Origin of the sequence: Pseudomonas sp. SLBN-26 (assembly GCF_006715895.1) — a bacterium.
Taxonomy (GTDB): Bacteria; Pseudomonadota; Gammaproteobacteria; order Pseudomonadales; family Pseudomonadaceae; genus Metapseudomonas; species Metapseudomonas otitidis.
In genome coordinates this window covers 4,559,391-4,582,777 of the sequence record NZ_VFOB01000001.1, presented here as the reverse complement: position 1 = coordinate 4,582,777, position 23,387 = coordinate 4,559,391, and the positions used below count along the sequence as shown (strand labels likewise).

General features: G+C 67.8%; 23 protein-coding genes, 1 tRNA gene and 2 pseudogenes. 17 read left to right on the top strand and 9 right to left on the bottom strand.

All coding sequences use genetic code 11. From position 1 onward, the window contains the following. Positions 1–15 precede the first annotated feature (15 nt). Positions 16–213, top strand: a complete 198-nt coding sequence (locus FBY21_RS21220; protein WP_142013463.1) for a hypothetical protein — start codon at positions 16–18, stop codon at positions 211–213. Positions 214–397: 184 nt separating this feature from the next. Here FBY21_RS21220 and desA read toward each other — a convergent pair whose 3' ends face one another. Further along, positions 398–1,582, bottom strand: coding sequence for a delta-9 fatty acid desaturase DesA (desA, locus tag FBY21_RS21215; protein WP_044402012.1), 1,185 nt, complete (start codon positions 1,580–1,582; stop codon positions 398–400). Positions 1,583–1,765: 183 nt separating this feature from the next. Between desA and dibA the strand changes: the two genes are divergently transcribed. The 6 genes from dibA (at position 1,766) to FBY21_RS21185 (ending at position 7,989) form a co-directional block, all read left to right on the top strand. Then, positions 1,766–3,706, top strand: a complete 1,941-nt coding sequence (dibA, locus tag FBY21_RS21210) for a phosphodiesterase DibA (protein ID WP_142013461.1) — start codon at positions 1,766–1,768, stop codon at positions 3,704–3,706. Between the two features lie 134 nt (positions 3,707–3,840). After that, entirely contained in the window at positions 3,841–4,020 is a 180-nt protein-coding gene (gene oscA, locus FBY21_RS21205) for a sulfur starvation response protein OscA (protein WP_044402006.1), read from the top strand. A 129-nt stretch (positions 4,021–4,149) separates the two neighbouring features. Beyond that, positions 4,150–5,160, top strand: a complete 1,011-nt coding sequence (locus FBY21_RS21200; RefSeq protein ID WP_142013459.1) for a sulfate ABC transporter substrate-binding protein — start codon at positions 4,150–4,152, stop codon at positions 5,158–5,160. Between the two features lie 137 nt (positions 5,161–5,297). After that, the gene (gene cysT / locus FBY21_RS21195) at positions 5,298–6,116 is read left to right on the top strand and encodes a sulfate ABC transporter permease subunit CysT (RefSeq protein WP_142013457.1); all 819 of its coding nucleotides are present in this window, start codon (positions 5,298–5,300) and stop codon (positions 6,114–6,116) included. Between the two features lie 10 nt (positions 6,117–6,126). Then, positions 6,127–6,996, top strand: coding sequence for a sulfate ABC transporter permease subunit CysW (gene cysW / locus FBY21_RS21190; protein ID WP_074972415.1), 870 nt, complete (start codon positions 6,127–6,129; stop codon positions 6,994–6,996). Between the two features lie 3 nt (positions 6,997–6,999). Continuing rightward, positions 7,000–7,989, top strand: a complete 990-nt coding sequence (locus FBY21_RS21185) for a sulfate/molybdate ABC transporter ATP-binding protein (RefSeq protein ID WP_142013455.1) — start codon at positions 7,000–7,002, stop codon at positions 7,987–7,989. A gap of 122 nt (positions 7,990–8,111) precedes the next feature. Here the strand turns inward: FBY21_RS21185 and FBY21_RS21180 are convergent, their stop codons facing one another. Continuing rightward, a complete protein-coding gene (locus FBY21_RS21180) occupies positions 8,112–8,516 on the bottom strand; it encodes a hypothetical protein (RefSeq protein ID WP_142013453.1) in 405 nt (134 codons plus the stop codon). A 134-nt stretch (positions 8,517–8,650) separates the two neighbouring features. On the opposite strand from FBY21_RS21180, the gene FBY21_RS21175 reads away from it, so the two are divergent. Both FBY21_RS21175 and FBY21_RS21170 read left to right on the top strand, forming a co-directional pair. Continuing rightward, positions 8,651–9,442: a helix-turn-helix domain-containing protein gene (locus tag FBY21_RS21175; RefSeq protein WP_142013451.1), complete on the top strand. Its 792-nt coding sequence runs from the start codon at positions 8,651–8,653 to the stop codon at positions 9,440–9,442. Between the two features lie 136 nt (positions 9,443–9,578). Next, positions 9,579–10,319, top strand: a complete 741-nt coding sequence (locus FBY21_RS21170) for a hypothetical protein (protein WP_142013449.1) — start codon at positions 9,579–9,581, stop codon at positions 10,317–10,319. A gap of 198 nt (positions 10,320–10,517) precedes the next feature. Here FBY21_RS21170 and FBY21_RS21165 read toward each other — a convergent pair whose 3' ends face one another. Continuing rightward, positions 10,518–11,042: a DUF962 domain-containing protein gene (locus FBY21_RS21165; RefSeq protein WP_044401982.1), complete on the bottom strand. Its 525-nt coding sequence runs from the start codon at positions 11,040–11,042 to the stop codon at positions 10,518–10,520. A gap of 90 nt (positions 11,043–11,132) precedes the next feature. Here FBY21_RS21165 and FBY21_RS21160 point away from each other — a divergent pair, with 90 nt between their 5' ends. The 3 genes and pseudogenes from FBY21_RS21160 to FBY21_RS29995 all read left to right on the top strand — a co-directional run bounded on the left by FBY21_RS21160 (position 11,133) and on the right by FBY21_RS29995 (position 12,984). Further along, positions 11,133–11,828: a Crp/Fnr family transcriptional regulator gene (locus tag FBY21_RS21160; protein ID WP_142013447.1), complete on the top strand. Its 696-nt coding sequence runs from the start codon at positions 11,133–11,135 to the stop codon at positions 11,826–11,828. A 469-nt stretch (positions 11,829–12,297) separates the two neighbouring features. Further along, positions 12,298–12,588: pseudogene (locus FBY21_RS30345) on the top strand (methyl-accepting chemotaxis protein); the annotation flags it as partial. A 3-nt stretch (positions 12,589–12,591) separates the two neighbouring features. Next, positions 12,592–12,984: a CZB domain-containing protein gene (locus FBY21_RS29995; RefSeq protein WP_409563820.1), complete on the top strand. Its 393-nt coding sequence runs from the start codon at positions 12,592–12,594 to the stop codon at positions 12,982–12,984. Between the two features lie 7 nt (positions 12,985–12,991). On the opposite strand, the pseudogene FBY21_RS30340 reads toward FBY21_RS29995, so the two are convergent. Continuing rightward, positions 12,992–13,396, bottom strand: a pseudogene (locus tag FBY21_RS30340) (methyl-accepting chemotaxis protein); the annotation flags it as partial. A gap of 620 nt (positions 13,397–14,016) precedes the next feature. After that, complete coding sequence (locus FBY21_RS21145; protein WP_142013443.1) at positions 14,017–15,027, bottom strand: AraC family transcriptional regulator; 1,011 nt, start codon at positions 15,025–15,027, stop codon at positions 14,017–14,019. A gap of 102 nt (positions 15,028–15,129) precedes the next feature. Here FBY21_RS21145 and FBY21_RS21140 point away from each other — a divergent pair, with 102 nt between their 5' ends. Both FBY21_RS21140 and FBY21_RS21135 read left to right on the top strand, forming a co-directional pair. Beyond that, positions 15,130–16,197, top strand: coding sequence for a fatty acid desaturase (locus tag FBY21_RS21140; RefSeq protein ID WP_142013441.1), 1,068 nt, complete (start codon positions 15,130–15,132; stop codon positions 16,195–16,197). Between the two features lie 117 nt (positions 16,198–16,314). Beyond that, positions 16,315–16,479: a rubredoxin gene (locus tag FBY21_RS21135; protein WP_044401971.1), complete on the top strand. Its 165-nt coding sequence runs from the start codon at positions 16,315–16,317 to the stop codon at positions 16,477–16,479. A 65-nt stretch (positions 16,480–16,544) separates the two neighbouring features. On the opposite strand, the gene FBY21_RS21130 is transcribed toward FBY21_RS21135, so the two are convergent. Next, entirely contained in the window at positions 16,545–17,117 is a 573-nt protein-coding gene (locus FBY21_RS21130; protein WP_142013438.1) for a TetR/AcrR family transcriptional regulator, read from the bottom strand. Positions 17,118–17,199: 82 nt separating this feature from the next. On the opposite strand from FBY21_RS21130, the gene FBY21_RS21125 reads away from it, so the two are divergent. Together FBY21_RS21125 and FBY21_RS21120 are read left to right on the top strand one after the other, a co-directional pair. Continuing rightward, a complete protein-coding gene (locus FBY21_RS21125; protein WP_074972434.1) occupies positions 17,200–17,940 on the top strand; it encodes an SDR family oxidoreductase in 741 nt (246 codons plus the stop codon). A 157-nt stretch (positions 17,941–18,097) separates the two neighbouring features. Beyond that, positions 18,098–18,694, top strand: a complete 597-nt coding sequence (locus FBY21_RS21120; protein ID WP_142013437.1) for a 2-hydroxychromene-2-carboxylate isomerase — start codon at positions 18,098–18,100, stop codon at positions 18,692–18,694. On the opposite strand, the gene FBY21_RS21115 is transcribed toward FBY21_RS21120, so the two are convergent. The 3 genes from FBY21_RS21115 to gabD all read right to left on the bottom strand — a co-directional run bounded on the left by FBY21_RS21115 (position 18,681) and on the right by gabD (position 22,991). Then, the gene (locus tag FBY21_RS21115; protein WP_142013435.1) at positions 18,681–19,889 is read right to left on the bottom strand and encodes an HDOD domain-containing protein; all 1,209 of its coding nucleotides are present in this window, start codon (positions 19,887–19,889) and stop codon (positions 18,681–18,683) included. The two genes, FBY21_RS21120 and FBY21_RS21115, sit on opposite strands and share 14 nt — an antisense overlap. Positions 19,890–20,086: 197 nt before the next feature. Next, on the bottom strand, positions 20,087–21,364 hold the full coding sequence (gene gabT, locus FBY21_RS21110) for a 4-aminobutyrate--2-oxoglutarate transaminase (protein WP_044402076.1): 1,278 nt from the start codon (positions 21,362–21,364) through the stop codon (positions 20,087–20,089). A gap of 175 nt (positions 21,365–21,539) precedes the next feature. Beyond that, positions 21,540–22,991: an NADP-dependent succinate-semialdehyde dehydrogenase gene (gene gabD / locus FBY21_RS21105; protein WP_044401960.1), complete on the bottom strand. Its 1,452-nt coding sequence runs from the start codon at positions 22,989–22,991 to the stop codon at positions 21,540–21,542. A 317-nt stretch (positions 22,992–23,308) separates the two neighbouring features. On the opposite strand from gabD, the gene FBY21_RS21100 reads away from it, so the two are divergent. Next, positions 23,309–23,385: transfer RNA gene (locus tag FBY21_RS21100), tRNA-Arg, on the top strand. The last annotated feature ends 2 nt before the right edge of the window (positions 23,386–23,387 follow it).

Below are 23,387 nucleotides of genomic sequence, written 5' to 3'. Positions count from 1 at the left end.
GCCGAGGATCACGCCATGCAACGCAATCTCTTCATTACTGCCAGCTTCGCCGCTTTCGCCCTGTCCTTCGCCCAGTTCTCCTTCGCTGAAGAGTCCTCCGCCTTTGTTGCGCGAAATGCGCAGTATCAGCAGCGCGCCATCGACGCCGCTCACGAGCAGGCCGTCGCCCGCCAGGGTGCCGAGCAACCGGCCGACACCGCCCAGGACAGCTGATTGACCGCGTTTCCTTCCTTCCCTGACCTCCTGACACCGGGTATCCGCTCCTAACCCGCCCGGTGTCTTGTTCCAGCCGCCCCTCCCCGGGCGGCTTTTTTTTGCGCGCTCGTTGGGTGGAGGGCGTGATGCGCGGGCATGAAAAAGGCCGGCATGTGCCGGCCTTTCCGTAACCCGCTGGACCTCAGGCAGTCGCCGGGCGCAGCGAGTAGGTCTTGAGCTGCTCGGCGAAGTCACGCAGGGACTGGATGCCGCTGGCCTCGGCCTCGTGCACCCACTGCTTGATGGCTTCGAGCATCTCGTGGCCGTTGGCGCTGGTCTTGGCCCAGATGTGCTGCAGGGCCAGGCGCTTCTCGTAGATGGTGCGCAGGGCCTGGCTCTGCTCCAGCATGGCGGCGATGCGGGCATGGTGGCCGTCGTCCAGCAGGCTGGTCTCGCGGGAGAGCAGGCGCTTGGCGCGGCGGAACAGGTGGCGGACCGACTCGTCGGCCTTGGCCAGCTCCTGCTTCACCAGCGGGGCGATCACCAGGCGGCGGTACTGGGCCATGATCTGGAAGCGGTTGTTGAGGATGGCCATGGCGGTGTCCATGTCCAGGTTGCCCTTGCCGGCTACCTGGTGGGCGATGGGCGCGACGCGCTGCACCTTGGCCAGGCCGAGCAGGCTGAACAGCTTGATCCAGGCCCAGCCCAGGTCGAACTCCCACTTCTTCACCGAGAGCTTGGCGGAGTTGGGGTAAGTGTGGTGGTTGTTGTGCAGCTCTTCACCGCCGATGAGGATGCCCCAGGGCACCAGGTTGGTGGCGGCGTCGCGGCATTCGAAGTTGCGGTAGCCGATGGCGTGGCCGAGGCCGTTGATGACGCCGGCGGCCCAGACGGGAATCCACATCATCTGCACGGCCCAGACGGTCATGCCGGCGGCGCCGAACAGCGCCAGGTCGATGATCGCCATCAGGGTCACGCCGCCGATGGGGTAGCGCGAGTAGACGTTGCGTTCGAGCCAGTCATCCGGGCAGTTCTTGCCGTAGATGCGCAGGGTCTCCTCGTTGCGGGCCTCTTCGCGGTAGAGTTCCGCGCCGCGCCGCAGCACGGTGGACAGGCCCTTGTGCACGGGGCTGTGGGGATCGTCCACGGTTTCGCACTTGGCGTGGTGCTTGCGGTGGATGGCCGTCCACTCACGGGTGTTCATGGCGGTGGTCATCCACAGCCAGAAACGGAAGAAGTGCTTGAGGGCCGGGTGGAGTTCGAGGGATCGATGGGCGGAGTAGCGATGCAGGTAGACCGTGACGCTGACGATGGTGATGTGCGTCATCACCAGGGTGACTGCCACGAGCTGCCAGGCCGACAGGTCGAGAAAACCGTTGTACCACATGGGGTGCATAACCTCGGGGGAAGAAGGAACGAGATCTGCCCGCGATGATTTGTCGGACAAACGACCTCATTATCCCCATGCTTCGTGAGAAAACCATCCTGTTCTTTAGATAAGAAAGAGATGAATGCGCGTTCATCTATAATGCGCAACCGATCACAAATCCGACACGGCCCCGACCACCCCATGAGAGCCCGATTCAGCGCCATGCGCGTGGTGTTGCCCTACTTCCTGCTGTCCTGCCTGTGGGTCATCTTCAGTGACTACCTGCTGCGCCAGCTGCCGCTCGGCGATGCCCAGCGCGACCTGCTGCAATCGGCGAAGGGCCTGTTCTTCGTACTGCTCAGCAGCGCCTTCCTCTACCTGCTGATCTGCCTGTACCTGCGCCGCCTGAGGGCGTACCTGCAGGCGCGCCGGGAGCAGGACGCCAGCCTGCGCCAGGCGGCGGCGGTGTTCGACAGCACCCAGGAAGGGGTACTGGTCACCGACGCGGAGCAACGCATCGTCCACGTCAACCGGGCCTTCGCCCGCATCACCGGCTACAGCGAGGAGGAGGTGATCGGCCGTACGCCGATGCTGTTCAAGTCCGGCCGGCACGATGGAACGTTCTACCAGTCGATGTGGAACGCCCTGGCCAACCGCAACGAGTGGAGCGGGGAGATCTGGAACCGCCGGCGCAACGGCGAGACCTACCCGCTGTGGCAGAACATCCGCGCCATCCACGACGAAGACGGGGCGCTGACCCACTACGTGGCGGTGTTCTCCGACATCAGCGCCATCAAGCGCTCGCAGAACGAGCTGGACTTCCTCGCCCACCACGACCCGCTGACCGGCCTGCCCAACCGCTTGCTGTTCACCGAACGCGTGGAGCACGCCCTGGAGCGCGCCCGTCGGGAGGGCAGCGAGGGCATCGTGGTGCTGCTGGACCTGGACCACTTCAAGCACATCAACGAAAGCCTCGGCCACAACGTCGGCGACCAGTTGCTCAAGGCCGTGGGCGAACGCCTGGGGCCGCTGGCCGAGGGCGGCATGACCCTGGCCCGGCTGGGGGGCGACGAGTTCGGCCTGCTGGCCGAGCGACGCAGCGCCGAGCAGGCCGCCGACCTCGCCGGGCGCATCCAGCAGCGCCTGGAGGCCCCCTTCGAATCCGGCGGCCGCGCGCTGTTCATGAGTGCCAGCCTGGGTATCGCCCGCTTCCCGGGGGACGCGACCAACGTCGAGCAGGTGCTGCGCAACGCCGACTCGGCCCTGTTCAAGGCCAAGAGCGCCGGGCGCCAGACGTTCGCCTTCTACAGCCAGGACCTCACCGAGCAGGCCCGCCAGCGGGTGGAGCTGGTCAGCGCCCTGCGCCAGGCCCTGGAGCGGGACGAGCTGCGGGTCTACTTCCAGCCCATCCACGCCCTGGCCACCGGCCGCCTGCTGGGCGCCGAGGCCCTGGTGCGCTGGGAGCACCCGCAACGCGGGCTGGTGCCGCCCGGCGAGTTCCTCCCGGTAGCGGAGGAAAGCGGCCTGGTGGGCGCCATCGACGCCTGGGTGCTGGAGCGCGCCTGCCGCCAGATGCAAGCCTGGAGCGAGCGCGGCCTGGCGCTCTCGTTCATCTCGGTGAACGTCTCCTGCCGCCTGTTCAGCCGGGGCGAGCTGGACACCCGCGTCGCCCGTGTCCTCAGGGAAACCGGCCTGGAGCCGGGGCGCCTGGAGCTGGAGATCACCGAAAGCGCGGTGATGGAAGACCCGGACACCGCCCTGGAGCTGCTCCAGCGCCTCTGCGCCCTGGGCGTGCGCCTGGCCATCGATGACTTCGGCACGGGCTATTCCTCCCTGCAGCGCCTCAAGCGCCTGCCGGTGCAGAAGCTGAAGATCGACCAGAGCTTCGTGCGCAACCTGCCCCAGGACCAGGACGACATGGCCATCGCCCGCGCGGTGACCGCCCTCGGCCACAGCCTGGGCCTGCAGGTGCTGGCCGAAGGCATCGAGCGCCAGGACCAGATCGAGACGCTGCTGGGCCTGGGCTGCGACCAGGGCCAGGGCTACCTGTTCAACCGCCCGCGCCCGGCGGCGGAGCTGGAGGCGGAGTGGTACCAGGTGACCCACCCGCAGGAGCACCCGGGGCAGATTCCGCTGATCTGACGCCAACCTGCCTGAAAGTTATATAAAAATTCTTAAATAGTATTTTTAAGAATATTTGCGCCTTGCTTAAATGCGCCCACGCCACGCGAACAACCTGTTCATCGACGCGGGGCCTCTCATCAAGGAGCAAGATCATGAGCGCAACCCTCCGTAGCATCGACGGGCAGGACGAGGCCAGCATCCTGCGCGAAATCCAGAGTGCACTGAACGGCCTGCGGTTCGGTGCCGTCGAGATCACCGTCCACAACGGGCAGGTGGTCCAGATCGAACGCAAGGAAAAGTTCCGCCTGCAGCAACCGGCCAAGCACGGTTGAGACACAGGCCCGACTGGACCACCGGAGGGCTGCCGCGCCGACCACCTCGGCGGGCCACCCGCACGTCGCCGCTCGGCCGTGCCCAATAACAACACCCTCGCCGACACGACCAAATTCTGAGGAGCCTCCATGTCCATCCGCCGTTTCGCCCTGGCCAGCCTGGCCGGCGCCCTGCTCTCCACACTGGTGGTCGGCCCCGTGGCCGCCGCGACCGAACTGCTCAACGTCTCCTACGACCCGACCCGTGAGCTGTACCAGGCCTACAACGCCGCCTTCGCCAAGCACTGGAAAGCCCAGGGCGGCGAAGACGTGAAGATCCAGCAATCCCACGGTGGCTCGGGCAAGCAGGCCCGTGCGGTGATCGATGGCCTCAAGGCCGACGTGGTGACCCTGGCACTGGCAGGCGACATCGACGAGCTGCAGAAGCTCGGCAAGCTGATCCCCGAGGACTGGCAGGCACGCCTGCCGGACAACAGCACCCCCTACACCTCGACCATCGTGTTCCTGGTGCGCAAGGGCAACCCCAAGGGCATCAAGGACTGGGGCGACCTGACCAAGGACGGCGTGGAAGTCATCACCCCGAACCCGAAGACCTCCGGCGGCGCCCGCTGGAACTTCCTGGCCGCCTGGGCCTGGGCGAAGAAGCAGTACGGCAGCGACGCCAAGGCCCAGGAATACGTGCAGGCCCTGTACAAGCACGTGCCGGTTCTCGACACTGGCGCCCGCGGTTCGACCATCACCTTCGTCAACAACAACATCGGCGACGTGCTGCTGGCCTGGGAGAACGAAGCCTTCCTGGCCCTCAAGGAGCAGGGTGGCGAGAACTTCGAGATCATCGCGCCCAGCCTGTCGATCCTCGCCGAGCCGCCGGTTTCCGTGATCGACAAGAACGTCGACAAGAAGGGCACCCGCAAGGTCGCCGAAGCCTACCTGCAGTACCTGTACAGCGAGGAAGGCCAGCGCATCGCCGCGCAGAACTTCTACCGCCCGCGCAACGAGAAGGTCGCTGCCGAGTTCGCCAACCAGTTCCCGAAACTGGATCTGGTGACCGTGGACAAGGACTTCAACGGCTGGAAGGAAGCGCAACCGAAGTTCTTCAACGACGGCGGCATCTTCGACCAGATCTACCAGGCGCAATGACGCGCCGCTGAAGCAGAAACAAGGGCGGGCTCCAATCCCGCCCGGACAAGGGGAAGCGCGAGCTTCCCTTTGCCGTGCCCGGGCCAGCGACGGCTGGCATCGGGCTTGAGCGTTCCAACGCAGAAAAAGGACAGATGATGTCTCGACGTATCTCCCCCGTCATACCCGGCTTCGGGCTGACGCTGGGCTACACGCTGGTGTACCTCAGCCTGCTGGTCCTGATCCCGCTGGGTGCCATGTTCCTTCGGACCTTCGACCTGAGCTGGACCCAGTTCTGGGGCATCGTCAGTTCACCCCGTGTGCTGGCCGCGCTGAAACTGAGCTTCGGCGCCGCGCTGGCCGCCGCCGTGATCAACGGTCTGATCGGCACCCTGCTGGCCTGGGTGCTGGTGCGCTACGACTTCCCCGGGCGCAAGATCATTGACGCCATGATCGACCTGCCCTTCGCCCTGCCCACCGCCGTCGCCGGCATCGCCCTCACCGCGCTGTATGCGCCGGCCGGCCTGGTCGGCCAGTTCGCCACCGACCTGGGCTTCAAGATCGCCTACACCCCGCTGGGCATCACCCTGGCGCTGACCTTCGTCACCCTGCCCTTCGTGGTGCGCACGGTGCAGCCGGTGCTGGCCGACATCCCCCGCGAGGTGGAAGAGGCCGCCGCCTGCCTGGGCGCCAAGCCGCTGCAGGTGTTCCGCCACATCCTCCTGCCGGCGCTGCTGCCCGCCTGGCTGACCGGCTTCGCCCTGGCCTTCGCCCGGGGCGTGGGCGAGTACGGCTCGGTGATCTTCATCGCCGGCAACATGCCGATGAAGACCGAGATCCTGCCGCTGCTGATCATGGTCAAGCTGGACCAGTACGACTACGCCGGCGCCACCGCCATCGGCGTGCTGATGCTGGTGGTCTCCTTCATCCTGCTGCTGCTGATCAACCTGCTGCAGCGCCGCATCGAAACCCCCTGAGGAGGCCGCCATGAGTTCCGCTACCCTGACCGCCACCTCCGCCAACGCTGCCCGTCGCGGCAACGTCTGGGGCCGTCGCGCGCTGATCGCCGCCGCCTGGCTGGTGTTCGCGCTGTTCCTGCTGCTGCCGCTGTACATCGTCCTGAGCGAGGCGCTGAAGCAGGGCTTCGGCACCTTCTTCGAGGCCATCCTCGAACCGGACGCCCTCTCCGCCCTGAAGCTGACGCTGATCGCCGTGGGCATCTCCGTGCCGCTGAACCTGGTGTTCGGCGTCGCCGCCGCCTGGTGCGTGAGCAAGTTCGAGTTCCGTGGCAAGAGCATCCTGGTCACCCTGATCGACCTGCCCTTCTCCGTCTCCCCGGTGATCGCCGGCCTGATCTACATCCTGCTGTTCGGCGCCCAGGGCTACTTCGGCGAATGGCTGAGCGAGCATGACATCCAGATCGTCTTCGCCCTGCCCGGCATCGTCCTGGCCACCGTCTTCGTCACCGTGCCCTTCGTCGCCCGCGAGCTGATCCCGCTGATGCAGGAACAGGGCACCCAGGAAGAGGAAGCCGCGCGCCTGCTGGGCGCCAACGGCTGGCAGATGTTCTGGCACGTGACCCTGCCCAACATCAAATGGGGCCTGATCTACGGCGTGGTGCTGTGCACCGCGCGGGCGATGGGCGAGTTCGGCGCGGTGTCGGTGGTGTCCGGCCACATCCGCGGCGTCACCAACACCCTGCCCCTGCACGTCGAGATTCTCTACAACGAGTACAACCACGTCGCCGCGTTCAGCGTCGCCAGCCTGCTGCTGCTCCTGGCGCTGTTCATCCTGCTGCTCAAGCAGTGGAGCGAAGCCCGTCTGTCCCGCCTACGTCACGCCGACGCGGAGGAGTAACCCATGTCCATCGAAATCCGTAACGTCAGCAAGAACTTCAACGCCTTCCGCGCGCTGAACGCCATCAACCTGGACATCCAGAGCGGCGAGCTGGTCGCCCTGCTCGGCCCGTCCGGCTGCGGCAAGACCACCCTGCTGCGCATCATCGCCGGCCTGGAGACCCCGGACGCCGGCAACATCGTGTTCCACGGCGAGGACGTCTCCCAGCACGACGTGCGTGATCGCAACGTCGGCTTCGTGTTCCAGCACTACGCCCTGTTCCGCCACATGAGCGTGTTCGACAACGTCGCCTTCGGCCTGCGCATGAAGCCCAAGGGCGAGCGCCCCAGCGAGCCGGAGATCGCCGAGAAGGTCCACGAACTGCTGAACATGGTGCAGCTGGACTGGCTCGCCGACCGCTACCCGGAGCAACTCTCCGGCGGCCAGCGCCAGCGCATCGCCCTGGCCCGCGCCCTGGCGGTGAAGCCGAAGATCCTGCTGCTGGACGAGCCCTTCGGCGCCCTCGACGCCAAGGTTCGCAAGGAGCTGCGCCGCTGGCTGGCGCGCCTGCACGAGGAGATCAACCTGACCTCCGTGTTCGTCACCCACGACCAGGAAGAAGCCATGGAAGTGGCCGACCGCATCGTGGTGATGAACAAGGGCGTGATCGAGCAGATCGGCGCCCCGGGCGAGGTCTACGAGAACCCGGCCAGCGACTTCGTCTACCACTTCCTCGGTGACTCCAACCGCCTCTACCTGGGCAGCGACGAGCACGTGCTGTTCCGCCCCCACGAGGTGTCCCTGTCGCGCCAGGCGGTGGAGGAACACCGCGCCGCCGAAGTGCGCGACATCCGCCCGCTGGGCGCCATCACCCGCGTCACCCTGAAGGTGGACGGGCAGGACGAGCTGATCGAGGCCGAAGTGGTCAAGGACCACGACAGCCTGGTGGGCCTGGCCCGCGGCGAGACGCTGTTCTTCAAACCCAAGGCCTGGCAGGCCGCGTCCTCGCTCTGAGCCGGTGACCCGCAAGCCCCTCCCCGGAGGGGCTTTTTCATGGGCGCGCGACCCTGGGCAGGGTGGACCCCGCGTGAGCGAACGCCCAGGGTGCATGGACAGCAGCGACCGGCTTGCCCGGGTTATCCACAGACCGCCTCGGCCGAGCGCTTCAGCCCCAGGTACTGCAGCTCGGCGAACAGCACCACCGCCAGCGCCTGGGCGATGACGAAGACCTGGCCCCAGAAGGTCGGCTGCACCCAGCCGCTGGCCAGCAGCAGGAAGCTGTCCACCACCCAGGCGGCGTTGACGGCGATCACCGCCCACACCGCGCGCCGGTCCAGCGGCACACGGCGGGCCATCCACAGCAGCACGCCGCACCAGGGCAGCATCAACAGGCCGGCGATCTGCAGCAGCGCGAGGGGCAGCCCCAGCAGAGCCGACAGGGGCGCCGCCCCCAGGCAGAGCAGCAGGCCGGCGCCGCCGCTGAGCAGGGCATCGAGTTGCAGGACACGGCGGAGCAGAGGATTCGGTTGCACGGTGTTCATGGCGAGTCTCCTGGCTGGACGAGGCGGCGGCGAAGGCCGCTGCCGACAGGCCGAGGATTCGCCGTCCCGCAGCATCGCGTCGATTACCTGGCAGGTAATGGCCAGCCCTACCGGCCTCGACTATCGTCGCTGCCATGAACGCACCGAATCTCCCCATCGGCGCCCTGCTGCGCCACTGGCGCCAGCGCCGCCGCCTCAGCCAGCTCGACCTGGCCTGCAGCGCCGACATCTCCACCCGCCACCTGAGCTTCGTCGAGACCGGACGGGCCCAGCCGAGCCGGGAGATGCTCCTGCACCTGGCCGAGCACCTGGAGATCCCCCTGCGCGAGCGCAACCGGCTGCTGGCCAGCGCCGGCTTTGCCCCGCTCTACCCGCAGCACAGCCTCGACGACCCGGCCCTGGACGCCGCCCGCCAGGCCATCGGGCAACTGCTCAAGGCCCATGAGCCGAACCCGGCCCTGGCCATCGACCGGCACTGGAACCTGCTGGCCGCCAACGACGCGGTGATGGCGCTGGTGGCGGGTGTCTCGCCGGCGCTGCTGGTGCCGCCGATCAATGCCCTGCGCCTGTCGCTGCACCCCGAGGGGCTGGCGCCGCGCATCCTCAACCTCGGCACCTGGCGCGCCCACCTGCTGGCGCGCCTGCGCCGGGACCTGGAGGCGAGCGGTGACGAGGCCCTGGCCGCCCTGCATGCCGAGCTGGCAGCCTACCCGGCGCCGCCCAGCGCAGAGACGCCGAGCGGCGATGCGGTGCTGGTGCCGCTGCTGCTGGACACGCCGCTGGGGGTGATCCGCTTCATCAGCACCATCACCGTGTTCGGCACGCCGGTGGACATCACCCTCTCGGAGCTGGCCCTGGAGACCCTGTTCCCCGCCGACCCGGAGAGCGCCGAGCGCCTGCGCCAACTGGTTCGACCGTCGGAATGAAGGCCCCGCCGGCACCAAATCACTCTTTCGGGTAATTCCGTCCATCCCGCGTCGCAGTAGGCTGTGCGCGCACCGGGCGGGCCCCACGGGCCCGTCCTTCGTCTGCTCACAACAACAAGAAAAGGAGCACGCCGGGATGCTTTCACACGCTCTATCACGCGCTTTCATCGGATTGCTGCTGGGCCTTGCCGGGGCCGGGATGGCCCTGGCCGCCGAGCTGGCCCCCATCGACCAGGTCCAGGTCCACGCCTGCCGCGCCACCAGCAGCCTGCTGCTGTACCGGGGCGAAGGTTTCCAGGAGACCCACAAGGCCCGCTTCGAGGCCGACCTCCAGGCCCTGGATGCCGCGTTCCAGGCGGTGCCGCAGCCCAGCGACGGGCTTCGGCAGAAGTACCGCGCCCTTGTTACCCAGCTGCAGCAGGGTGTTTCCTACGGCCACAACGAGGAGGACGTGCCCTGGCGCTTCCCCCAGGAGCTGGCCAAATCCCTGCGCGACCTGCTGATCGCCGCCCGCGCCGCCCCCGGCAACACCCCCCAGGGCGAGCTGCCGGCCAAGGTCGAGTACCTCGCCGTGCAGTACCTCAGCCGCGCCTACATCGGCACCTTCGAGATCGCACGGGAGAACGGCGACACCTACATCGGCCAGGACGAGCGCACCCTGCTGCCGGCCATCGACGCCCAGCTCCAGCCCCTGGACAAGGCCGACCCGGTGGTGGGCAAGTTGAAGACCCGCTGGGGCTTCCTCAAGGCCGCACTCGCCGACATGAACAGCCAGAGCAACACCCTGGTCAGCGCCTCCGGCCGCCCCTACGCACCGATGATGGTGGACCGCCACGCGCGCTCCATGAGCACCCAGTTGCTGGCGGCAGGCGGTTGAGGGAACAGGTCGCAGCGCGGGTTATCCACAGCTGAGCCTGCGACCGATCGCGGATGAGTCTGCTCCCGCAGGGGCGCGGGGATCGGCCGGGCGCAGGGTGGACGTCGCTTTTCACGTCCACCCTCGGTGTGGCGGGTATCGCCGGAGGTGGACCGGTGAAGCGCGGTCCACCCTGGCGCGGGTTATCCACAGAGCGGCTCAGGCGGTGGCCTTTTTCTCGCGGATGCAGGTGGGGCCGGAGCGTTCCTCGATGGCGCGCTCCACCTCCTTGCGCAGGCCGAGCATGAAGCCCAGTTCCGCCACCACGAACAGCGGGCCCACCACCAGCCCCATCAGGTCGTCGACGAAGGCGGGCTTGCGGCCCTCGTAGTAGTGGCCGATGAACTGGATGACCCAACCGACGAAGAACAACCCCAGCCCGGCGCCCAGCCACACGGCGGTGGACTGCACGGCCAGGTGCTGGCCGGCCCAGAGGCTGAGGCCAAGCAGCGCAGTCATCACCACGCCGAAGCGCGTGTCGAGGCGGAAGTAGAACAGTGCGGCGGCCAGGGCCACGACGCTGGCAGGCGACAGCCACAGGCCGGCGACGGGCAGGCCCGGGCGGGACAGCAGCACGGCCACGGCGACCACGATCATGGGGATGCCGATGAAGTGGCTGAAGATGTTGCGCCGGTCGCGGTGGTAGTCGGCGTACTGGCTCAGGTGATCGATGAGGGTTTTCATTGTTGTTTCCTCGGGTTCGGGCAGTGCGGTCGATAATGGCGCCTGCACTGGCCTATCCTCTGTCACCTAGCCGACAAACCCCAGCCCGCCATGCCCGAACTTTCCGACTGTCACCAACGCCTGCTCGCCGGCCACTGGTTCGCCAGCCTGCCGCAGGACTTCCGCGAGGCCCTGCTGGGTGCCGCACGCCCGCTGGAGCTGGCGGCGGGGCAGCGCCTGTTTCGCCGCGGCGATCCGCCCTGCGGCCTGTACGCGGTGCTGGGCGGGGCGATCCGCGTGGGCGGCAGCACGGAGAACGGCAAGGAGGCGCTGCTGGCGCTGGTGGAGCCGCCCCACTGGTTCGGCGAGATCTGCCTGTTCGACGGCCAGCCGCGTACCCACGACGCCTTTGCCGAAAGCCCCAGCCACCTGCTCAACGTGCCCCAGGCGGCGCTGCTGCGCCTGCTGGAACAGCACCCGGCCCGCTGGCGCGACATGGCCCTGCTGATGAGCCAGAAGCTGCGCCTGGCGTTCATCGCTCTGGAAGAGATGAGCCTGCTGCCTGCGCCCCAGCGCCTGGCCCGGCGCCTGCTGCTGATCGCCGAGGGCTACGGCGAGGCGGACGGCCAGCGCCGGGTGATCCACCTGGCCCAGGAGCAGCTGGCGCAGATGCTGGCCATTTCCCGGCAGACCACCAACCAGATCCTCAAGGAGCTGGAGGCGCTGGGCCTGGTGCGCCTCACCTACGGCGGCATCGAGCTGCTGGACCTGGACGGCCTGCGCCAGCGCGCGGCCGGCGGGCGCTGAACGGTTCAAGAATCGCCGCGGCGAGGCGATAAGCTGGAAACCTGTCCTCGCTGTTCCCGGAGTCCTTATGTTCGGTGGGAAGTGGCGTCAACGCAGTGAAGAACTCGAAAGCCAGGTCAACCAACTGACCCGTGAGAACCAGCAACTACGCGAGGAGCTGGAGGCCCTTCGCCGCCAGGGCCAGGCCCGCCATACGGAGGCGGACAGCGTGCTGGCGCAGCACCAGCTCCACGGCGAGCTGCACGGCAAGCTGGGGCTGTTCGCCGACTCCCTGTCGGACACCCGCGACAGCGTGGTTGCCCAGGCCGAGCAACTGCAGGTGGAGGTGGAAAAGCTGCAGCGCCACCAGGGGGTGTTCCAGGAAACCTCCAGCCTGCTGGGTGGTTTCTCCGGCGCTTTGGCCTCCATGGCCGAACAGGGCGTGAGCAGTGTGGAAAGCGTCAACCTGCTGCGCCAGCGCGTGGAGGAGATCAGCCGCATCGTCGACCTGATCAAGGCGATTTCCGACCAGACCAACCTGCTGGCGCTCAATGCCGCCATCGAGGCCGCACGGGCCGGTGAGCAGGGTCGCGGCTTCGCCGTGGTGGCCGATGAAGTGCGCGCCCTCGCCGGGCGTACCAGCCAGGCAACCCAGGAAATCAGCCAGTTGGTGGACAGCATCAACCAGGAAACCGGTCGCGCCAGCCAGGCCATCGGCAGTCTGTCCAGCGAGTCGACGCGCCTGTCCGAGAACGTGTCCAACTCGGCACAGACGCTGGATGAAATGGTGCAGTTGGGCGAGCACATGAATCGCTTCATCGAGGGCATCGCCCTCAGCGCCTTCACCGAGGCGGTCAAGCTGGACCACCTGCTGTTCAAGCTGGGGGTCTACCAGCACCTGTTCAAGGGTGAACACCACGCCAACCTGAGCGACCACCAGCATTGCCGACTGGGCCAGTGGTACCAGTCTTCGGCGATCCAGGCACGGTACGGCTCGCTGCGTGCCTTCCAGGCGCTCGCCGCGCCCCATGCACGGGTCCACCAGGCGGCACGAAGCGCGCTGGACGAGCTGCCAGGGAACAACCACCGGGCCCTGCTGCAGGCGGTGAACGACATGGAGGGCAGCAGCCAGGAGGTGAACCGCCTGCTGCGCGAACTGGCCCACCAGGTGCGCTGACGGTTCCCTACTCCGCCGCCCATTGGCGGGCCCACTCCGCCCAGGCGTCGCAACGGGCCTGCTGCCGGGCGTGACATGCCGACCATTCCGCATGCAGCGGCGCCAGCACCTCGCCGACCGCCTGGCTGTCCCGGTCGAGCCGTTGCAGGGTTTCGCCGAGCGGTGCCAGGGCGGCCACCCCGTCGGCCAGACCCTGGTCCTGGCTGGCCAGGTGTTCGACGGCGGCGGCGGTCTGCTGGCGGATGTCCTCGGCCATGCGCCCGACTTCCTCGGTGGCCTGGGCGGTGCGTGCCGCGAGGTTGCGGACTTCATCGGCCACCACGGCGAAGCCGCGCCCGGCATCCCCGGCGCGGGCGGCTTCGATGGCGGCGTTGAGGGCCAGCAGGTTGGTCTGGCTGGCGATGGACTGGATGCTCTGGGCCACCTGCTGGATGGCTTCGCTGCGGGTGGCCAGGGCCTCGACCCGCTGGCGCCCTTCCCCGCTGCGCGCCAGTTGGGCGGTGAGCCGCTGCTGGGCGGCATCGAGGGTGGCGCGCCCCTGTTCGACCGCGTCGCGTACCTGCCGGGTGGCGGCGTCGAGCCCCTCGGCGTGGGGCAGCGGCTGTGCCTCGGCGGTTTCATCCAGCAGCACCTGGGCGTGTTGTCGGTGGGTGTGCAGCCGGGCGTGCGCGTCGGCCAGTTCGGCCTCCAGTTGCCGTCGCTCGGCGGCGTCCTGTTCCAGGCGGCGCTCCCGTTCGAGACGGGCATCGGCGGCGGGATCGATGAGCGAGGTCGGCTCTTCCGGCACCTTCCACGGGCCCAGCCAGGGCCACAGGGCGAGGATCAGGTAGGCCGGCACGCTCCAGGCCAGCGGCACCTGCCAGCGGCCGTAGACCAGCATCAGCAGGGCCAGGCCCAGGGCGTGGAGGATGAAGGCGTAGGGATGGCGGGCATAGGCGGGACGCATGCGGGCCTCGGCGGTTCTTGTTATGGGTAGGCATTCTGGCTGCTCGGCCGGCCCCTCGCCAGCACGGGCAGCCGCCGGGGCCGCGCTCAGCGGGACAGGCCCTCGCGGTACTGGCTGGGACTCTGCCCGGTCCAGCGCTTGAAGGCACGGCTGAAGCTGCTGGTGTCGGCAAAGCCGAGCAGGTAGGCGATCTCGCTGATGGAGCAGCGCGGGTCGCGCATGTGGGCCAGGGCCAGGGCGTGGCGGGTGTCGCTGAGGAGGTGCTCGTAGCGGGTGCCTTCGTCGGCCAGGTGGCGCTGCAGGCTGCGCAGGCTGAGGTGAAGCGTCTGGGCGATGCCTTCGGCGGAGGGTTCGCCATTGGGCAGGCGCGCTTCCAGGCAGGCCCGTACGCGGCTCGACCAGCTCGGGCCCTGCAGGTGTTCGAGGGTGCGCTTGAGCACCGCTTCGTTGTGTTCGGCCAGTTCGGGGTTGGCGCCTTCCAGGGGCCGCTCGAAGTCGGCGCGGGCGAATTCCAGGCGATTTTCCTCGGCAGCGAAGCGCAGCGGGCAGCGGAACACCTGGTGCCAGGGCGCCGGGTCGGCGGGCTCGGGGCGACGCAGGTGCACGGCCAGGGGGGCGTAGTCGCGCCCGAGGCGGTTGCGGCAGGTGCGGACGTAGAGCGCGGCGAAGGCGTCGATGGCTTCATCGGCCGGGGCGGGGCCATCGACCGGCACCTGCAGGTGGAAGGCGTAGCGTTCGTCTTCCAAGTGCAGGCGGAGGCTGAGGGCGTCGCTGACCACCCGGTGGTAGCGCTCGATGCGTTCGAACACCTCGCGCAGGCTGGCGCTGGCGATCAGGGCGTAGCCCAGAGCGTGGAAGGTGGTGGGGCCGACGAAGGCCGAGACCCGCAAGCCGAGGGCGGGGTCGCCACTGGCGGCGACGGCCAGGTGCCAGAGGCGGGTGGTGGCGGACAGCGGGTAGCGGGCGTTGGGGTCGTCCATCAGCGCCGGGTCCAGCCCGGCCTGCCGGCAGAGGGCGGCGCTGTCGAGGCCGAGGGCGTCGAGCTGCTTGCGCAGGGCGCGGGTCCAGCTGGCCAGGGTGGTGGGTTCGGCGCTCATGCAGGTTGGCGTGTCCGGTCAACAGGTTGGCGTGCTCGGTCGGGCGGCACCGCCGGGGCGGCGGCACAGTGGTGCCCACAAGACGGACAAGAGGATGTAAGCATGCCCCCGATCACCGCAAGCCCCACGCCCCTCGATGACCCGCAGCGATCAGCCCACATTCGCGAAGTGGTGATGGCCCGTGGCGCCGAGTTGCGCCAGCGCTACCCCTTTCTGCGTCACCAGGACTTCATCGGTGCGGCGATCCTGGCCTTCGCCCTGGCCGGGATGGTGGGCTCGGCACTGCTCTACCTGAACGATGTGCTGCCTGGGTGGGCGTGCCTGCTGCTGAATGCGTTCTTCGCTTCGCTGACCCACGAGCTGGAGCACGACCTGATCCACAGCATGTACTTCCGCAAGCGCAAGGTGCCGCACAACCTGATGATGGCGCTGGTGTGGCTGGCCCGGCCGAGCACCATCAACCCGTGGGTCCGCCGCCACCTGCACCTGAACCACCACAAGGTCTCCGGCACCGAGGCCGACATGGAGGAGCGCGCCATCACCAACGGCGAGCCCTGGGGCATCGCCCGGCTGCTGATGGTGGGCGACAACGTGATGTCCTCGCTGATCCGCATGCTGCGGGCCAGGAGCTGGGAGCACAGGAAGTTCATCCTGGTGCGCACGCTGAAGGTCTATGCACCGCTGGCGCTGATGAACTGGGGCACCTGGTACGTCTTCCTCGGCTTCCACGCCATCAACGGCGTGAGCGCGCTGCTGGGCACGCCGGTGGCCTGGTCGGACACCACCCTGGCGGTGATGCACGGCGTGGACATCGCGGTGGTGGTGCTGGTGGGCCCCAACGTGCTGCGCACCTTCTGCCTGCATTTCGTCAGCTCCAACATGCACTACTACGGCGACGTGGAACCGGGCAACGTGATCCAGCAGACCCAGGTGCTCAACCCCTGGTGGCTGTGGCCGCTGCAGGCGTTCTGCTTCAACTTCGGCAGCACCCACGCGATCCACCACTTCGTGGTGAAGGAGCCCTTCTACATCCGCCAGATGGCCGCGCCGGTGGCCCACCGGGTGATGCGCGAGATGGGGGTGCGCTTCAACGACTTCGGCACCTTCGCCCGCGCCAACCGCTGGCGTGCCCGCGAGCAGGAGCGCCCGCTCCAGGCCCACACGGCCTGACCTTCCGCCCCAACCTTGGATGGGCCGCCGTGCGGCCCGTCTGCACGTACTATCGCTGCCCGCTGGCCGAGCCCCTCGACCCGCTTCCTGCCCCCGTGAACGACAAGAGGTAACGGCATGAAAACCTGGATCTGCGTGGTCTGCGGCCTGATCTACGACGAAGCCAAGGGCTGGCCCGAGGAAGGCATCCCGGCCGGCACGGCCTGGGGCGATGTGCCGGAGGACTGGGTCTGCCCGGATTGCGGCGTGGGCAAGGCCGACTTCGACATGCAGGAAATCTGACCCTTCCAGGGCGCCTCCAGAAACGTAGGCGAGGCCGTCAGGCCGGCAGCCCTGGAAGTGCCCCTCTAGGCGCTGCGCGCGCCCTCCAGGCAGTCGTCCACCCACCGGCGGCTGCCCTGCAACACCGCTTCCTGCGCGGGCTGGCTGGCCAGCATGCGCGCCACCACCAGGGCACCGACGCACTGGGCCAGCAGGGCCCAGGCCAGGTCGCCATCCTCGAGGATCGACGCCCAGGCGCGCTGCAGTTGCAGCAGCCAGTGCTCGGCCGTTTCCCTGACCACGGCATCCGCCCGGGCGATCTCAGCCCCGAGGGCGGGAATGGCGCAGCCGGCGGCCGGGTCCTGCACGTGGGCCAGGCTCAGGTAGTGGTGCAGGCAGCGCTGCAGGCGGGCGCGGTCGAAGCCCGGTTCGCGCGCGGCCTGGCCGATCAGGCTGCCGGACAGTTCGCGCTCGACCACGGCGGTGAAGAGGTCGTCCTTGGAGGGGAAGTGGCTGTAGAAGGCGCCGCCGGTGAGGCCGATGGCCTTCATCAGGGCATCCACGCCGGTGCTGGCGAAACCGCCGCCCTTGGCGATGGCGCCGCTGCTTTCCAGCAGCTTCTGGCGGGTTTCTTCCTTGTGGCTGGGGGAGTAACGCATGGGGCTTTCCTCGCTTGACGCTGGCGCGGACTGTAGCATAACGTCCGTTCACCTAACGACCGTTTACCCAAGGTGATCCGCGATGACCCGTCAGGACAATACGAACAAGGTGGTGCTGGTGATCGGCGCCGGGGACGCCACGGGCGGAGCCATCGCCAAGCGTTTCGCCCGCGAGGGCTACATCGCCTGCGTGACCCGCCGCAGCGCGGACAAGCTGCAGGCGCTGGTGGACGAGATCCGCGCCGAAGGCGGCCAGGCCTTCGGCTTCGGCTCGGACGCTCGCAAGGAGGAGGAGGTGAACGCGCTGGTGGAGCAGATCGAGCGCGACATCGGTCCGATCGAGGCCTTCGTCTTCAACATCGGCGCCAACGTGCCGTGCAGCATCCTCGACGAGACGCCGCGCAAGTACTTCAAGATCTGGGAGATGGCCTGCTTCGCCGGTTTCCTCACCAGCCAGGCGGTGGCCAAGCGCATGGTCACCCGCGAGCGCGGCACGCTGCTGTTCACCGGGGCCACGGCGGGCCTGCGCGGGGCGGCCGGCTTCGCCGCGTTCGCCGGGGCCAAGCACGCCATCCGCGCGCTGGCCCAGAGCATGGCGCGGGAGCTGGGGCCGAGGAACATCCACGTCGCCCATGTGGTGGTGGACGGCGCCATCGACACGGCGTTCATCCGCGACACTTTCCCCGACCTCTACGCGCGCAAGGACCAGGACGGCATCCTCGACCCCGAGCACATCGCCGACAACTACTGGTTCCTGCACAGCCAGCCGCGGGATGCGTGGACGTTCGAACTCGATCTGCGCCCCTGGATGGAACGCTGGTGATTACTGACGACCGGCTGCGCGACGCTCAGGCGTTGTTGGCGTGGCGCCGTGAAATGCTCATTGGCAGACCCCAACTCCGCTTTCCCGACGCCCCGCCGCCTAGCCTGAACGTCGCTCGCGCGGTCTCACGAATTCGCTGACAAGAAAGAGAAAAATCATGAACAAGAGCGTCGAATTCTTCTTTGATCTGGGCAGCCCGGCCAGCTACCTGGCCTGGACCCAGCTGCCGGCGCTGTGCGCCCGCCACGGTGCAGCGCTGCGCTACCGGCCGATGCTGCTGGGCGGGGTGTTCCAGGCCACCGGCAACGCCTCGCCCATCAGCGTGCCGGCCAAGGGGCGCTACACCCTGGTGGACATGCTGCGCTTCGCCCGTCGCTACGGCGTGCCGATGGTGTTCAACCCGCATTTCCCGATCAACACCCTGGCCCTGATGCGCATCGCCACCGGTCTGCAGCTGCACGAGCCGGAGCGCTTCGAGGCATACCTGGACGCGGCCTTCCGCGCGCTCTGGCAGGACTCGAAGAACCTGGGCGATCCGGCCGTGCTGGCGGCCGTGCTGGAAGGGGCCGGCTTCGACCCGGCAACCGTGCAGGCACTGGCGGCCGAGGCGGAGGTGAAAGAGGCGCTGAAGGCGGCCACCGAGGAGGCGGTCAGGCGCGGGGTGTTCGGGGCGCCCACCTGCTTCGTGGGCACGGAGATGTTCTTCGGTCAGGACCGCCTGGACTTCGTCGAGGAGGCCATCAGGCCTGCATGAGGCGGGCCGGCAGGCGATCCAGCAGCGAGGGATCGAGGCGCAGCAGGCGGGCGGAGCGCTCGTCCAGCAGGTCACGCGGGGCGGCGTTGGCGGGCAGGCGCAGGAGGCCGGCGCAGAGGTTCATGGTCAGCGCCTCGCGGGAGAACACGCCGCTGCCCAGGCCGTAGAAGGCCGCCACCAGTTCGCGCAGGCCGAAGGGCAGGCGCCAGCGGATGCGCAGGGCGGAGCCGAAACCGGCGGCGCGCTTGCGCATCACGGTTTCCAGTGCGTCGTCCTCCAGGGTGCCGCCGGCGTCCTGCCAGTCCTGCAGGCTGCGCAGCAGGGCCAGTTCGCCCATGTTGTGCAGCAGGCCGGCGGTGTAGCAGAGCTCGGCATCCAGGTCGAGTTCGCTGGCCATCCAGTAGCCCAGCTCGGCGCTGCGCTGGGCCTCGCGCCAGGCGATGTCGGCCAGTTCGGCCAGGCGCGGGTCGCGCAGCCGGGCGTTGCGTTCCAGGGCCATGCCGAGCACGAGGTTGAGCACACGGGTTACGCCCAGGCGCTGCAGGGCCTGGGTGAGGGTCTGGCAGGGCGTGCCCAGGTGCTGGGCGGCGCTGTTGGCGGCGGCGATCAGCCGGGCGGTGATCTGCGGGTCGCGGGAGAAGACTTCGTCGAGGTCACGCAGGTCGAGGTCACTGGCCTGCAGGCAGCGGCTGACGGCGTCGCGCACGTCGCTGAGCAGGGGGGCGCCCTGCCCTTCCTCGCGCACGCTGTCGAGGTATTCCTCCAGGGTGGCCACCAGCAGCGGTGCGGTCGGCTCGCGGCCTTCGCCGGCAGGCAGCAGGCTGGCCAGGCGCTGGCGCAGGCTCTCGGCATTGAAGGGCTTGCCCAGGTAGGCAGACGGCGCCAGGGGCAACACGGCGCGCACGCTGCCGGCATCCACCCGGGCGCTGATGAGCACGAACGGCAGCATGGGGGTGCGCGGGTGGCGACGCAACTGGCGCAGCAGCTCCAGGCCGCCACCGCCCTGCAGTTCACCGTCGGCGATCACCAGGTCGGGCAGGCGGCGCTTGCAGCGCGCCAGGGCGGTGGGCGCGTCGGCGACGCGTACGAGGTTGGCGTCGGCGCGGATATCCAGCACCAGTTGGGCGAGCAGGTCGGCCGTCCACGGGTCTGCCTCGGCAATCAGGACTTCCGGAACCTTGGCGTGGGCGGTCATGGGTACCTCGGGCTACTGCGGGAGCGCCGTGAGTGGGTGCGACGGAGTTGGCAAAAATGAAGGCGACAAGTCTAAAGCGCCGATGAAGGGCTGAGTAGTGGCCCGATGGCATATTGACCGGCTGGATGAAATCGGCTTGATCCGGGGCAAAAAAAGACCCGCCGAAGCGGGTCTCAAGTACGCCTGGCTGGTGAGCCTCAGGCGAGTTCGTCGAAGCACTCGGCGACGATGGCCAGGCCCTTGTCGAGCTGGGCATCGGGGATGGTCACCGGCATCAGGAAGCGGATCACGTTGTAGTAGGTGCCGCAGGACAGCAGGATCAGGCCTTTCTCACGGGCACGGGCCACGATCTTGCCAACCAGCTCGGCAGCGGGCTTGTGCACGTCGCCGCCTTCGAACAGTTCGATGGCGATCATGGAGCCCAGGCCGCGGACGTCGCCGATGACCTTGTGCTTGGCAGCGATGTCACGCAGGCCAGCCTTGAGGCGCTCGCCAACAGCCTGGCTGCGCTCCAGCAGTTTCTCTTCGTCGAACACCTTCAGCACGGCCAGGGCCGCGGCGCAGGCGATCGGGCTGCCGGCGTAGGTGCCGCCCAGGCCACCGGGGGCGATGGCGTCCATGATCTCGGCCTTGCCGCACACGCCGGAGATGGGGAAGCCGCCGCCGACGGATTTGGCGAAGGTGGTCAGATCCGGGGTGATGCCCAGTTGCTCGGTGGCGAAGAAGGTGCCGGTACGGCCAGCGCCGGTCTGCACTTCGTCAGCGATCAGCAGGATGCCGTGCTGGTCGCACAGGGCGCGCAGGCGCTGCATGAAGGCTTTGGAGTTGACGTAGAAGCCACCCTCGCCCTGGACCGGCTCGATGATGATCGCGGCGATGTCCTGGGGCTGGGCGTCGTTCTTGAAGATGCGCTCGATGCTGGCGATGGAGTCGTCTTCGCTCACGCCGTGCAGTTCGCACGGGGCCAGGGCACGGAACACGCCGCCGGGCATCAGGCCCATGCCGGCGGAGTACGGGACCACCTTGCCGGTCAGGGACAGGGTCATCATGGTGCGGCCGTGGTAGGCGCCGGTGAAGGCGATGACGCCGGCACGGCCGGTGGCGGCGCGGGCGATCTTGACGGCGTTCTCGACGGCTTCGGAGCCGGAGGTGACCAGCAGGGTTTTCTTGGCGAAGTCACCCGGTACGCGCTTGGCGATCTCTTCGCAGAGTTCGATGTAGGGCTCGTAGGCCAGTACCTGGAAGCAGGTGTGGGACAGCTTGGTCAGCTGCTCCTGGACAGCGGCGATCACCTTCGGGTGCAGGTGGCCGGTGTTCAGTACGGCGATGCCGCCGGCGAAGTCGATGTACTCGCGGCCATCCACGTCCCAGACGGTGGCGTTCTCGGCGCGCTCGGCGACGACCGGGTGGATCTGGCCAACACCACGGGCTACAGCGGCGGCACGGCGTTTCAGCAGGGATTCGTTCTTGCTCATGTCTTCCTCACGGCCGCTCATCGGGCGGCGCAGTCTCAAGGATGAATACCCCCGGTGGGCGCTTGCGCAGCATTCGATGATCGACTGCGCAGGCCCGCCGGAGGTTCGTCGGTTCAGGTTGTGGAGCTGGGGCGCCGCGCGCTCTTTCGCGCCTTGCCCCGTCTTTGCATCAGGTTCAGATCCCGCCGAGGCAGAGGTACTTGATTTCCAGGTAGTCCTCGATGCCGTACTTGGAGCCTTCGCGACCCAGGCCGGAGGCCTTGATGCCGCCGAACGGCGCCACTTCGTTGGAGATCAGGCCGGTGTTGATGCCCACCATGCCGTATTCCAGCGCCTCGGCCACGCGGAACACGCGGCCCAGGTCACGGGCGTAGAAGTAGGAGGCCAGGCCGAACTCGGTGTCGTTGGACATGGCGATGACTTCGGCCTCGTCCTTGAAGCGGAACAGCGGGGCCAGCGGGCCGAAGGTCTCTTCCTTGGCGACGGCGGCGTTCTTCGGTACGTCGACCAGGATGGTCGGCTCGAAGAAGGTGCCGCCCAGGGCGTGGGGCTTGCCGCCGGAAACGACCTTGGCGCCTTTGCTGACGGCGTCCTGGATGTGTTCCTGGACCTTGGCCACGGCCTTCTCGTCGATCAGCGGGCCGGTGGTGACGCCGTCTTCCAGACCGTTGCCGATGTTGAGCTTGGCCACGGCGGCCTTGAGCTTCTCGACGAAGGCGTCATACACGCCGTCCTGCACGTACAGGCGGTTGGCACAGACGCAGGTCTGGCCATTGTTGCGGTACTTGGAGATCAGTGCGCCTTCGACGGCGGCGTCCAGGTCGGCATCGTCGAAGACGATGAAGGGGGCATTGCCACCCAGTTCCAGGGACACCTTCTTGATGTCCTGGGCGCATTCGGCCATCAGCTGGCGACCGATCTCGGTGGAGCCGGTGAAGGACAGCTTGCGCACGGTGGGGTTGCTGGTCAGCTCGCTGCCCACTTCACCGGCGCTGCCGGTGACGACGCTGAACACGCCTTTGGGGATGCCGGCGCGCTCGGCCAGCTCGGCCAGGGCGAGGGCGGAGTACGGGGTCTGGGAAGCAGGCTTGAGCACCATGGTGCAGCCGGCGGCCAGGGCCGGACCGGCCTTGCGGGTAATCATCGCAGCGGGGAAGTTCCACGGGGTGATGGCCGCGGTCACGCCGATGGGCTGCTTGATGACGATCAGGCGCTTGTCCGGCTGGTGGCCGGGGATGACGTCGCCGTAGATGCGCTTGGCTTCTTCGGCGAACCATTCGATGAAGGAGGCGGCGTAGGCGATCTCACCCTTGGCTTCGGCCAGCGGCTTGCCCTGCTCCAGGGTCATCAGGCGGCCCAGGTCGTCCTGGTTGGCCATCATCAGTTCGAACCAGCGACGCAGCTTGGCCGCACGCTCCTTGGCGGTGAGGGCACGCCAGGCCGGCAGAGCACGTTCGGCAGCTTCGATGGCACGGCGGGTCTCGGCAGCGCCCATCTTCGGAACGGTACCCAGGATCTCACCCGTGGCCGGGTTGTTGACCTTGATGGTCTGGCCGCTGTCAGCGTCCAGCCAGGCCCCGTCGATGTAGGCTTTCTGGCGGAACAGCGTGGCATCTTTCAATTGCATCTCTGTCTCCTTCGCACCGGTTACAAGGAGCCGGGGTCCGTTGTTTTTGTTCGGCCAACCCCAGGATTGGCCAGGAAAGGAAGTCGATTGCAGCAGCCGGGCTTGGCAGTGCAAGGGGCGTTTGAAATCTCAAACGAATGCTAGGGCCAGAGGGATCAAAGGGCAATACTACGTTCGATAAAACAGACAAAAAAATGAGCGCCCGTCGGGTTTTGCTGTGCAGAATCCGTGACGAGGAGCGTGCGCGTTCAATATTCAGAACACGCCACGCAAAATGGACTCCGACGTCACGTGCAGGTATGATTGCGCGCTCTCAAGCATCCGTAGCTCAGCTGGATAGAGTACTGCCCTCCGAAGGCAGGGGTCGTGGGTTCGAATCCCGCCGGATGCGCCAGA